This window comes from Chitinophaga sp., from assembly GCF_039596155.1.
Classification (GTDB): Bacteria; Bacteroidota; Bacteroidia; order Chitinophagales; family Chitinophagaceae; genus Chitinophaga.
The window spans coordinates 120,326-134,644 of the sequence record NZ_JBCNKF010000013.1; the positions used below are offsets into that span (position 1 = coordinate 120,326).

The following is a 14,319-nucleotide window of genomic DNA, read 5'->3' on the forward strand; positions in this document are numbered from 1 at the left end:
CGCAATGCTATACCAACATGAATATCAGATCAGGAAAGATATTGCCGGTTGTTGCTGCTGATAAAACGGCCATCATCTATGGCGCTGACAGGTGGAGTTATGGCGACCTGGCAACAGAAGTCCGGAACAACGCAATGTTATTGAAATCTACCGCTGGCAGGCCAGTGGCTATCGTTTCAGATCATCCTGTAAAAAGGCTGATCCTGGCGCTCAGTGTAATGGAGGCAGGCGGATACTGCTGCTTCCTGCATCCGGGAAATGATAAGTCGCTGCGTCAGTATCTGCAAACCTGGGGAGATGTGGTGATCCTCACTGACAGGAATTTCATTCACCAGTTTGATCTGCCACAGGTAATCGCTTTTGATAAAGATGGATATACTTTTCCCTCCGCATTGTTTGCAGAAGAGAATATAGCGCCATACGCACCGGAAGGTGGCCTGCTGCTGCGGACAACCACAGATGACTATACGGCGCTTTATGTGGCCGATATGGCCTCTCTGCGTGAGCATATAGACTACACCATTGCTGAATTTGGAATTACAGAGCACCACCAGCTGATTACCCAGGCGGGTGAACAATACCATGATTTACCGGAATGGCTGTTGCCGGGAATTGCAGCGAAAGCTACTATCCACTTCATGGAGGAGTTTGCAGGTAATATTGAGAAAGAAGGTACACCCCTGCTAAAACTCAATGTGGAAGGTATCCGGGAATGGCTGCATCAACCTGCCCGCTTCGATATCGGTAAGGGCCGCCTCATCATCAGCGGGCACCGCAAAGTGAATCATCATCTCATCAGTGCCTGGCGTAAGCATTTTCCAGCAGTTACCATAGGTTCTTATACTTATCAGCCATCAGGATTGCCAGTGTCTGTAGCCAGTGGCCACCTGGAATCAGCAGACGTAGAGTGGGGCATTACCGACAGTATCCTCCTGAACCGGCCATTTGGTAAAACCCGCATTGCTATTCACGATGAACAGAACAGGCCTGCTCCATTGAACGTCAGGGGAAGCCTGCTCATAAAAAATAACCTGCTCAACAGGCCCGTAGCTTTTCACCCGCAGCAGTCCGCAGAGGAGGTACAGTTAATGGCCTCCGGCTACAATGCCCGCTTTGCCGCAGGTGGAAAAATACAGTTGCTGAACCAGCAGGGCAGGGAAGTGCGCAAAGGCAATCAGCTGCTGATGCTTGATGAAATAGAAGAAATTGTATGTACGAATCCGCTGGTATACAAATCTGCCGCTATTCAATATTTCCATAATGGAGAGAGCTCTATCGCGGTACTCGCTACCTTAAAATCAGGTGAAACGCTCACACCTGCTGCCTTACGGCAATGGATCAGTGTATACATCCCTGCCGCCAGGATGCCCCGGTATTTTGCGGTACTGCCCGAATTTCCCGAGCTGGCTGATGGTCGTGTGGATGTGGCGGCTATGCGCTTGCCGGACAACTGGTACGATAGCCAGGCAACTGCAAATGAAACAGAATCAAAAATCATAGCTGTATGGAAAGAAGCATTGAAGCTGGAAGATATCAGCCCGTCGGATGACTTCTTTTCCCTGGGGGGCCATTCGCTCCTGGGAGCCAGGGTAGCTGGTTTGATGAATGAGTCGCTGGGATGTGCACTCAGCCTTAAAGATATTTTTGTCTATCCTACACCTGTATCACTGGCAGCATTCATCAGTGCTGATACAAACAACGCTGCTGCGGAGCCCTTGGTTAAGCAGGACCGCAGCAGCTATATCCCCTTGTCTTTTTCACAGGAACGGGTTTGGTTTATTCACCGCATGCAGGGCAGCGTGCCATTCCACCTCTCGGCCATGCTGAAACTTTCCGGGAAGCTGGACATCGGGGCACTGGAATATGCACTGCAACAACTGGTGCAACGCCATGAAGTGATCCGTACGCTCATTCTCGAAAAAGACGGCGAGGCCTATCAGCAGGTAATGCCTGCAGAAGGCTGGCAGCTGTTGTTCAGGGACGCTGCGGCACTCAACGGAGAGGAAGATATTCAGGCGCTGATCAATGAAACGCAGCAGCTTCCATTTGACCTGGAAAAAGACTATATGCTACGTGCCCTGCTGATCCGTAAAGCGGACCAGGAGCACCTGTTGCTGTTTGTAATGCATCACATTGCCACAGACGGCGGTTCCTTCCCGATTATAATGCAGGAGCTGGTAACAGGGTATATTGCCCGTACAGAGGGCCGCGAAGCCAATCTGCCACTATTGCCGCTGCAATATGCTGACTATGCGTTATGGCAGCGCAGGCATCTCTCCGGTGCATTACTGGAACGGGAATCCGGATATTGGAAAAAGCAGCTGGAGGGATTATCGCCCCTGGAACTACCCGCTGATTTTGCGCGCCCTGCCATCCAAAGTACTGCTGGTGGCATGGTTACCGTCGCATTGGAAAAGCAGCTCTGCCAGCAGCTGGACCTCGTAGCAAGGCAGGAAGGCGTGACCCGCTATGTGATCTTACTTACAGCATTCAAGATATTACTTGCCAGGTATAGCGGTCAGCACGATATCTGTGTAGGTGTTCCGATAGCCAACCGCAATTATCCGGCGCTGGAGCCGCTGGTAGGCTTCTTCCTCAACCTGCTGGCATTGCGCACCAACCTCAGCGAAGCAGGCAGCGTACATAATTTGCTGCAGCGGGTGCGTAATACCCTGCTGGAAGCCTACGCCCACCAGGAAGTGCCGTTCGAACAAGTAGTGGGTGCACAACGCGATCTGAGCCGCAGCCCCGTGTTTCAGGTATTGTTCACCCTTCATGAAGGCGGCGGTGCCGAGAATTTCCGTATCCGGGATCTGACCCTGAGTGAAGTACACCTGGAAGAAAGGTCTATTCAGTTTGACCTGGACGTGGCGATAGTGGAGAGCAATGGTGGACTCCTGGTCAACTTCGGTTACTGCAGCGACTTGTTCAGCAAAGCCACTGCTGTGCGCATGGTGCGCCATTTCAGGGAAATCCTTCAGGCCATCCTGGAGAATCCTTACCGTAAAATGGCTGCAATTCCCATGGTTACTGCCGATGAAGCTGCGTTATTGAAGCGTTTCAATAACAATAAACTGGCTTTTCCTGATCACACCACTTTCGATCAGCTGCTGGATGAAATAGGAGATCGCTATCCGCAGCGGGTGGCGGTAAAACATAATTCTACTGTGGTCACCTATACGGAATTACAGCGGGATGCCGGTATCCTGGCCGGCACGCTGCATTCCGAAGGATGTCTGCAGCCGGAAGATATTGTAGGCGTATTGATGGATCGCTCGCCATTGTTGGTAACAGCTGTATACGGTATCTGGAAGGCGGGCGGAGCATATCTGCCGCTGCATCCGGAGTTACCGGCAGAACGGCTTCATCTGATAGCGGGAGATGCCGGATTAAAAATAATTATAACAGAAAGGAAGTATGAGGATGCGGTGCTTGCATTGCAGCAATCATGCCCAGCCATTCAGCAGGTCATATTCGCGGATGAGATTGAAAGCACTGACACAAAGGTTCCTGCGCTGCAGCGTGACGGTCATTCGCTGGCATACGTCATCTATACCTCAGGATCTACCGGTACACCCAAAGGTGCGATGGTAGAACACCGCGGGCTGATCAATCACCAGTATGCGCGGCTCCGTGAACTGGAGGCGGATGATAACTGCCGCATTGCGCAGAATGCTTCCCAGAGTTTTGATATTTCTATATTCCAGATGTTTGGCGCACTGCTCTGCGGTGGCAGCACGGTGATTTACAGCCAGGAGGTAGTATTGCGTCCTGACCTTTTCCTGCAGCAGGTTTCCGCCGATGGAATTACAATCATGGAACTGGTACCCGGCTATTTGTCGCTGGTGCTGGATGAATTACCGGCAGATACGGCCACTGTTTTCACCAGCCTCCGGTTTATGCTGGCAGGTGGCGAAACACTGAAGAAGTATCTCGCGGAGCGCTGGTTCCAGGCTTTCCCGCATATACCGCTGGTAAACGGCTACGGTCCTACGGAGGCAGCAGATACCATCACACAACACATCATGCGCCAGGTGCCGGAAGGAGAAAGCATCTCTATCGGTAAGCCCCTGGCCAACCTCGATATTTACATTGTAGACAACAACGGCGGCTTATGCCCTCCCGGGGTGATCGGTGAAATTTGGGTGGCAGGCCCCGGTGTAGGCCGCGGCTACGTAAATGATCCAGCGAAAACCAACAGGTCATTCATAGCCGACCCATTCAGCGATACCCCGCAACGCCTCTACAAAACAGGCGATCTGGGCCGCTTCCTGGAAGATGGCTCCATTGCTTTCGTCGGCCGGAAAGATCACCAGGTGAAAATCCGCGGCTACCGCATCGAACTCGGTGAAGTGGAACAAAGTCTGAACAGTCTCCCCGAAGTGAAAGAAGCAGTGGTGATAGACCGCGAAGGGGCAGATAAACAACGCGCACTCTACAGCTACGTTACTTTGAATCCCGGTGCGGACGCTGATGAAGCCAGCCTGAAAGCTGCACTGGGCAATCTATTACCCGCCTATATGGTGCCCGCACACGTGATGGTGCTGGACGTTTTCCCATTAAACACAAATGGTAAAGTAGACCGCAAAGCACTCCCGATGCCAGAAACCGGCGCCAATAGCACCGCAGCACTGGTGCCGCCGCATAATCACATAGAAGCCGTGATGGTGGACATCTGGCAGCGACTCCTGCATGTTCCGGAAGTGAGCGTTCGTGCGGACTTCTTCGAACTGGGCGGGCACTCACTGCTGGCAGTGAGGGTATTGTCGGCCATACGTAATGAACTGTCGCTGGACATCAGCATCAGGGATTTCTTCACCTACACAACCATCGAACAGCTGGCCGCCAATTGCGGTAACAGTGTAGCAAATGAAAGTCTATACAGTGGGCTGGAAAAGCAGCCACGTATTGGCCTTATTCCATTGTCATTCTCACAGGAACGCCTGTGGTTCATAGATCGCCTGCAGGGCTCCCAGCCTTACCATCTTTCCTTCCTGCTGAAACTGACCGGCAAAGTGGATGTGAAAGCCCTGCAGTGGGCATTGCAGCAGATAGTTAATCGACATGAAGTATTGCGTACAGTAATCGTAGAAACAGATGGAAAAGGCTACCAGGAGGTATTGCCGGAGAATAGTTGGCAGCTTGAGTTTGTAGATGCCGCTGCTTTCAGTGGCGCTGCCGGCCTGGAAAATTTCCTCACGCAATGCAGGCAGCAGCCTTTCACGTTATCCGCAGACCATCCCCTCCAGGCTACGCTGGTGCGCACAAGTCGCGATAATTACCAGCTGCTGATAGTGATGCATCATATCGCGTCTGACGGTTGGTCTATTCCACTAATGGCGCATGAACTGGAGATTTGCTACAACGCTGCCCTGGCAAAGCATATCCCGGAACTTCCGGCATTGCCGCTGCAGTATGCGGATTACGCCATCTGGCAGCGCAAAGCTATCCAGGCGTCTACATTGGGAAAACAACTGGCCTATTGGAAAGAGAAGTTATACGGCGTAGAACCGCTACAGCTACCAACCGATTTTCCTCGCCCACTTACGCAGAGTAATAAAGGGGCGGTATTATATTATCATATCCCGGCAGTAGTGTGTAATGAACTGGAGGCCTTCTCCAAAGCCAATGGCGTTACCCTCTTTACTACCATGCTGGCGGCTTTTAAAGTGTTGCTGCATAGGCACAGCACGCAAAATGATATCTGTGTGGGTATACCGGTGGCAGGAAGGATGCAGCCAGCGCTGGAGCAGCTGATCGGGTTTTTCGTGAATACGATTGCCATACGCAGCGATTTTTCCGGCAACCCGTTGTTTACCGACTTCCTGCAGCAGCTGAAACAGTCAACCATGGAGGCCTACACGCACCAGGATGTGCCGTTTGAAATGGTGGTGGATCAGCTGACTATTCACAGGGATATGAGCCGTAATCCGGCATTCCAGGCGGCCTTCGCCATGAATAATGTGCCGGAAGCCGGGAACGGCCTGCAATTGAACGGCCTGGAGGTGAAAGAAGTGGCGCTGCCACGTGAACACGCACGCTTCGATCTCTCCTTTGAATTGTTTGTGGAGCAGGACGGATTGCAGCTGGCAGTAGAATACTGTACGGACCTGTTTACGGCTGCCACTGCAGCGCGACTCGCAACGCATTACAATCAGTTACTACAATCCATACTAACTGCGGGAACGGCTACTGTGCAGGAGCTGCCCATGTTGTCGGCTGCGGAAACTACACAGTTGCTGACAACATTCAATGATACAAAGCTTAGTTATCCCGATAATACTTCGGTAACGAACATACTGGAACAAAAAGTGCTGGCCTACGCGAATCGCATTGCGGTGGCAGACGGAGAGCTGGTGATTTCCTACGAGGAGCTGGATCGCTGCGCGAACAGGCTGGCCCATTACCTGCGTGCTAAAGGCATAGGGAAAGGCTCACTGGTAGCAGTATGCATGGAGCGTTCCGCGGAGCTGATCATCAGTATTACTGCCATCGTAAAAGCCGGTGCAGCATATGTACCAATTGATCCGGCTTATCCGGAGGAGCGCATTGCATTTATACTGGCGGATACAAAAGCGGGGGTAGTAATCACAGATGATAACGATACAGAAAATACGAAAAGCTGGCCGGATACACTGGTGTTGAGGATAGACGACTTCCCGCAGCAGGTGGATATTTTCCCTGAAACCCTTGTGCCGGTGGAAATTGCGCCGGAGGATCCTGCTTATGTGATCTATACTTCCGGCTCCACTGGCGAACCCAAAGGAGTGATCGTTAGCCATCGTTCCCTGCTGAACTTATGCAGCTGGCATGCCCACGCATTTGATGTTACACCGGAAGCCAGGGCTACTACCTATGCCGGTGTTGGTTTTGATGCCGCTGTTTGGGAAATATGGCCATACCTCCTGCATGGCGCTGCATTATACCCGGTGCCGGAATCAGTAAAGCTGGATGTGGAGCAGCTGCTGGAATTTTTCCGTACTAACTGTATTACGCATACGTTTTTGCCTACTGCCATCTGCGAACAGCTACCGGAGATGACAGCAGCAGATGCAGCAGCTATGCCCCTGATCCTCACCGGCGGCGATCAGCTGAAAAAATACAACCGTGACCTGCGGATTGTAAATAACTATGGCCCAACGGAAGCCACAGTGGTAGCCACATCTATATATCTCTCCGAAATACCGGCAGATGGGCCACTCACTATTGGCAGGCCTATCAGCAATACAAGTATTTATATCCTCAACGATGCACTGCAACTGATGCCTGTAGGCGTGACCGGGGAAATATATGTAGGTGGCGATGGTCTTGCCATCGGCTACCTGAACCGCGAAGAACTGACCCATACCAGATTTATAACGGATGCCTTCAATAACAACGGACGCCTTTATGCCACCGGCGACCTTGGTCGCTGGCTGGCCAATGGCACCGTTGAATTCATCGGACGTAAAGACCACCAGGTAAAGATCCGCGGTTATCGTGTGGAACCCGGTGAAATTGAAAGCGTGCTGCAGCAGCATCCCCTGGTAACACAGGCTGTAATACTTGCCAGGGAAGATCAGGCGGGTCATAAATTGCTGGTGGCTTATGTGCAGGCTGATACCACAGATAAAAACCTGCTTACAGAATATTTGAAAAGCAAACTTCCTGCCTACATGGTGCCGGCATTAATGGTGCTGATGGAGGAAATGCCAATAACGCCCAATGGTAAAATTGACCGCAAGGCACTGCCCGCGCCTGATTTTACCCAGATCACCACGCAGGTCTATGTTGCAGCAGGCAATGAGCTGGAACTTGCCCTGGTGAACATCTGGCAGGAACTGCTGGGGGTAGAACGGGTAGGTATACATGATAATTTCTTTGAGCTGGGAGGCGACTCCATTATCACCATACAGGTAGTGAGCCGCATGAAGCGCAAAGGATTCACCTTGCATACGAAAGATATTTTCAGCTGTCAGACTATCGCTGGTCTCGCCGCATTGCTGGCCGAAAGAACTAATACCGGTAGCCATTTTGAGGCAGAACAGGGTATGCTCACTGGCGCCAGCCCGCTATTGCCTATCCAGCAATGGTTCCTGGAAAGCAATCCTGCTGTAGTGAGCCATTTCAACCAGGCAATCTTACTCAATGTCAGCAAATCCGTAACGCCGGCTGCATTAACGCAAATGGCGGAACTACTGATGGCACACCACGATAGCCTCCGCTTTGTATATCGCCGGCAGGCCGGGAAGTGGCAACAGGAGTACAGAACACAACCCCAGGAGATAGTGGCGGTAGAAGACATGACAGGTGCCACCGAATACCAGTTACCTGCACTGATCGCAGCTGCTGAAGCCCGGTACCAACAAAGTCTGGACATAGAAAACGGTCCCTTGCTGCGCATCGCCCTATTGCAGGTTCCTGCATCAGCAGCTGATAATCGACTGCTCATTGTTATCCATCACCTGGTAGTGGATGGTGTGTCCTGGAGAATATTGCTGGAGGATATAGAACTGTTCCTGGATGCAGCAATGAATGGTGAGGCCGCTAATCCTGGTCCTAAAACAGGGTCCTACCGCCAGTGGTATCATGGCCTGGAACAATATAGCGCCGCCGGCAGGCTTACAGCTCAGCTGCCATACTGGGAGCAGGTGATAGCGGGGTATCTGCCGTTGCCCGTAGATAAATCTTACAATGGTGTTTTGACTGGAAAGGAGATACGAAACATACATGCCATTCTCTCCCCGGAACTGACACTTCAATTACTGCAAAACGTTTCAGGTGTATACAGAACGCAGATCAACGACCTGTTGCTGGCGGCCCTGGCACGTGTGATCTGCGACCACAGCGGTCACCGCAAATTGGCAATAGGACTGGAAGGCCACGGACGCGAAGATGTGGGTGGTGATATAGATATCAGCCGTACTGTAGGTTGGTTCACAAATCTGTATCCGGTGCTGTTGGATGTTACCCATGCCAATACCGACAAAGATCTCATCCGTAATATCAAAGAGCAACTGCGCAGTATTCCTGACAAAGGAATGGGTTACGGCGTACTGAAGTTCATTCGCCAGGAACCGGCGCTGGCCGGTACAGAGCCCTGGGACATAGTATTCAACTACCTCGGCCAGCTGGATAATATGGTGAGCAGCAGTAAGTGGTTCAATGGTATGGATGACAGCAATGCAGCGGTATCCACCGTGAGCCCGCTCAACCCCGTGAGGGAAAAGATCGCTATCACGGCCATGGTAGAAGAGGGCAGGTTGCATATTTCCTGGAATTACAGCAGCATACATTTCGATACAGGTACTGTTCAGCAGCTGGCAGATCGCTATCTACAGGTGCTCAGCGCACTCATTCAGCATTGTTTGAGTCAGTGGGAGGAAGGCGCGGTTTACACGCCGTCTGACTATGGACTTCATGCAGAAATCAGCAACGCCGAGCTGGATAACTTCTTCCTGGAGCAGCAGTCGCGCAATGAGGAAGAGGCCGATATGGACAGTATCCTGAACTTCTAAAGCAAAACACTAGAAATGAGTATAAAAGAATTTGTAGAACATATTGAAAGCAGGCATTTTTCCCTGGTAGCAGCAGGTGAGTCGCTCAGCCTGAAAGCTAACAGGAAAAAGTTGAAGCCCGAAGAAATAGACGCTGTGCGGCAGGATAAAGAGATCATCAGTTTTATTAAAGCGAACAAACCAGCATTGATAGCCTACCTGACAGAGGCACCTGCAAAAAAGAAAACAGATGAAGTAAATGCACTGTATCGCCTTAGTGGCCTGCAGGAAGGCATGTTATTTTATGGCCTCTATGATACAGAAACCGGTGCATACATCAACCAGTTTGCCTGCGATCTTATTTCGCCTGATGTGGAGGCATTACAGAAAAGCTGGCAGTATGCCATCAATAACCATAGCATCCTGCGTAGCAGCTTTTATTATGATAGTTTCAATATCCCTGTGCAATGCGTATACAGGCATGTGGAACTGCCCGTAAATCATTTTGATTACAGAGAGATGGATGCCGCCGCGCAGGACGCTGCTATCAAAGCTTTTGAAGAAGAAGACCGCAGGCGTGGCTTCGATTTCAAAAAAGCCCCGGTGATGCGATTGGCGCTGATCCGGTTATCGGATCGCCGTTACCGTATGATATGGACACATCATCATATCCTGCTGGATGGCTGGTCAGTACCCATTCTGATGGAAGAAGTACTGCAGGCATATGAGCAACTCACCGCAGGCAGGGAATTGCTGCCGGTGCCGGAAGATCGCTATGAAGATTATATCCGCTACCTGGAATCGCGCAATAAAGAGGCGGATGAGGCATTCTGGCGCAATTATCTGAAAGATACAGAAGAGGCATGCCTGTTACCATTTGTGGCAACTACTGCCAACAGAACCAGGGGCCTCGGTACTTACGCTACAGAGAAATTTCATGCGGGTGCCGGTGTTACTGCCAGAATAGAAGCCTATGCACAGCGACAGCATATTACCGTGAATACACTCATGCAGGGCGTTTGGGCATTGCTGCTACATCGTTACACAGGCAGGGATGGCGTTACATTTGGCGTGACCGTGTCCGGGCGCCCGGAAGAACTGCCTGCTGTAGAGCGCCGCATTGGTATGTTCATCAACACGCTGCCGGTGCAAACTACCTGCCAGGCTGGCCAGCATATTGCCGGCTGGCTGCAGCAGCTACAACAGGAGCAACAGCAATGCCGGGAATACCAGTACACTACACTCAATGATATTCAACGCTGGAGCGGTATTCAGGGCGACTTGTTCGATACCATCCTGGTGTTTGAGAACTACCCCTTGTCTGAAGCCGCGGTAGCAGCGGGTGCTGCCCTGCAGCTGGAAAATGTATTTTTCCACGAACAGACCAACTATCCGCTGGACATTATGGTCGAAACAGGGAAGGAGATTACAGTTTCCTTCAACTATAATACCGCATTATTACAGGAATACTATGCAAAGCAGATTTGCAGGCATTTTGAATATGTGCTGCTGCAGGTGATTGATGGCACAGCGCAACAACTACAGGATGTAAAGTTGATAACAGCGGCAGAAAAACGTGTGCTGGTTGAAGATTTTAATAATACAGCAAGGGCCTATGATCTCTCCACCACCTTCTATCATGCGGTGGAGAAATTTGCTGTGGCCACACCGCAGAAAACGGCGATCATCTGCAACGACAGGCATTTAACTTATCAGCAGCTGAACGACCGCGTAAATACAATGGCAGCAGGTATCAGTAACCGGGTGAGTATTGGGGAAGATGACTTTGCAGCGGTATTCATGGATCGTTCTGAGCATATGGCGGCTGCCATCCTGGCCTTGTGGAAACTGGGCGGAGCTTACATTCCCATCGAAAAGAAATTACCTGACAACCGTATCATCTCCATCCTGGAAGATGCGGGCGTAAAAGCTGTGATAGCAGAACGTAACCTGGTATCACCGGCAGTGGCGGAGAAAATTCAACAGTTATGCACCCTCATTTATACTGATGAGTTGCTGAATGGTATGCCTGCAGCTAATCCCGGCAGGTCATTTAATCCGCACGGCCTTTCATTCTCCGTATTTACTTCCGGTTCTACCGGGAGACCCAAAGGAGCTATGAGCGAGCATATTGGCATGATGAATCATGCCCTCGCCACGGTAGATTACCTGGAAATGGATAACAACAGCGTGCTGGTGCAGAACGCATCTCACAGTTTCGATATCTCTGTATGGCAGTTCTTTACTGCTTTCATCAAAGGAGGTACAACGCTGGTGTATGACGATGATGTGGTGAATAATTCGGAGGAATTTTTAAGAAGACTCATGGTACACCAGGTGACTGTGCTGCAGGTTGTACCTACATATCTCAACCTGCTGCTGGACATCCTGGAAAAAGAGCCGGAGCGATACCCGCTGCCGGTGAAGCGCCTGGTATGCGGTGGTGAAATACTGAAGCCGGAAACAGTGAAACGCTGGTTTGCGCTGTACCCGGATACCACGATGGTAAATGATTATGGACCTGCAGAAGCATCAGACGGTACCTGTTGGTATGTGTTCAATCATCTGCCTGATGGCATGGAAAAAATACCCGTTGGTACTTCCATTTACAACATGCATACCTACATTGTTGACGGCTATATGAATCTTTGCCCGGTGGGCGTTGTAGGGGAGCTATGTGTAGCCGGAGTGGGGGTGGGCCGTGGATATATTGGTGATCCGGAAAAAACGGCTGCAGCATTTACTACTGATCCGTTCCTGCCCGAAAGAAATCAGCGCCTGTATAAAACCGGTGACCTCGCCCGCTACCTGCCGGATGGATTGCTGGAGTTTCATGGCCGTAAAGATTACCAGGTGAAGGTGAATGGCCAGCGGATAGAATTGGGAGAGATAGAAGCTAAACTGGCGCAGTTGCCTGCCGTAAAGGATGCGGCTGTGATTGCAGCAGATGACCCTACCGGTCGTAAGTACCTGAGTGCTTTTGTAGTTTTTCACGAAGCACAGGGGGTAGCCTTCAGCGCGATCAAAGAACAACTATCCGGTGAACTGCCACCATATATGGTGCCGAGGCAATTCCAGGAACTCGACGTGTTGCCGGTGAATGCCAATGGTAAAGTGGATCGTAAATTGCTGGCCCGCATGAGTGCTGCAGTTGTAGTAGAAAACGATTTTGTTGCTGCGGAACAGGAGGTGGAAAGAATACTGGTAGCCGCATGGCAGCTGGTGTTGAAGAAAGATAAGGTCGGGGTCACAGACAACTTCTACGAATGCGGCGGCGATTCCATCAGCGCCATCCAGGTGGCATCGCAGGTATATCGCCATGGATATAAGGTAGAGATCAAAGATATTATGAAGCTGCCCACCATCCGCGAATTAAGCGGGGCGTTGAAGCCGCTGAAAGTAACAGCGGAACAGGGCGAGGTAACAGGTTATGTGCCATTAACGCCTATCCAGGCAGATTTCTTCGCTATGGAGAAAGCAGTGCCGCATCATTACAACCAGGCCGTCATGCTTCAGGCAGCACAGCCGGTTAATGAAACAGCTATGCGGGCTGCGTTACTGGAACTCTCCAACTTCCACGATGTACTACGCACCATATTTACGGAAGATAACGGCAAAATGTTGCAGTATATCCGTCCTGCCGGTATTGAGGTGCCGCTGACCGTGAACGACTGGCGCCATGCATCCAATGCCACCTCATTAATGGAAGAAACGGCGGATCTGCTCCAGGCCGGGCTGCACCTGGCTTCCGGGCCATTGATGAAAGCTGCTATTTTCCGCCTGCCGGAAGGAGATCATCTCTTTCTGACCATCCATCACCTGCTGGTGGATGCCGTTTCGTGGAGGATTTTATTGGAAGATCTCTTCGCCCTTTATGCACAACAGCTCACCCAACAACAGGTAACCCTGCCTGCGAAAACAGATGCGTTCCGGCTGTGGTCAGAACGCCTTGCACAATACGCCAACAGCAGCGAATTCAAACAGGAAATAGACTACTGGCAGCACATGCATGCCGATGGCGCAGCTGCCATTCAAATGGATAGCGATTCCCTGAATGCCCCGGCTGTTAAGGATATCCGGGAGTATAGTGTACGCCTGGGCGAAGATGTTACTACGCAGCTGACCAGGCATGCTCACGCTGCCTTTAATACTGACATCAATGATTTGCTGTTAGCGGCACTGGGTCTTGCCACGGCCAGCGTGTTTGGCCTCCCGCAATTGCAGCTGATGCTGGAAAGCCACGGTCGCCCGGATATTCTGAAAGATATTTCTGTATCCCGCACTGTTGGCTGGTTTACGGCAGAGTATCCCGTGTGCCTGGATTTGCAGCAGGTCGGTGATCTTTCCCTGCATATTAAACAAACCAAAGAATTGCTGCATAAAGTGCCGCATAATGGTATCGGCTATGGGCTGGCGAAGTACAGCACCATAAACAGTCCCCTGCGCCATATGCACAAGCCTCAACTGGTATTTAACTACCTCGGTGCCACCGGCGATGACTTGCCGGAAGGCGAATTCCGCCTGCTGGAACATGCACCCGGAGCGGTGGAATCACCACTCAACAAAAGCGATTATGCGTTGGAGCTAATCGGCTTCCTGCGGGAAAATCAGCTTGTACTCACCGTTTATTATTCCGCTGTTCAGTTCCGTGAAGAAACGATCAGCCGCTGGATGGAAGCCTACAAGGAAGCGCTGGAAACAGTGACCGCCCTGTGTACCGGCAGCAGCATTCGCGAGTACACGCCGAGCGATTACGATTATAAAGATCTGTCGCTGGAGGAACTGAATCAACTCAATGCCCTATTTGAATAATCATATACCCAACAACTCAAAATTCTAAACT

General features: G+C 51.1%; 2 protein-coding genes. Both read left to right on the forward strand.

Annotated features, from left to right (window positions below):
• Positions 1-17 precede the first annotated feature (17 nt).
• Complete coding sequence (locus tag ABDW33_RS14575) at positions 18-9,497, forward strand: amino acid adenylation domain-containing protein (protein WP_343690800.1); 9,480 nt, start codon at positions 18-20, stop codon at positions 9,495-9,497.
• A gap of 15 nt (positions 9,498-9,512) precedes the next feature.
• Positions 9,513-14,288: an amino acid adenylation domain-containing protein gene (locus tag ABDW33_RS14580; protein WP_343690801.1), complete on the forward strand. Its 4,776-nt coding sequence runs from the start codon at positions 9,513-9,515 to the stop codon at positions 14,286-14,288.
• Positions 14,289-14,319 lie beyond the last annotated feature (31 nt).

What these genes read in the sequence shown, in the direction of transcription:
- ABDW33_RS14575 (WP_343690800.1), top strand. Translation starts at nt 18, where the DNA reads ATGAATATCAGATCAGGAAAGATATTGCCGGTTGTTGCTGCTGATAAA.
- ABDW33_RS14580 (WP_343690801.1), top strand. Translation starts at nt 9,513, where the DNA reads ATGAGTATAAAAGAATTTGTAGAACATATTGAAAGCAGGCATTTTTCC.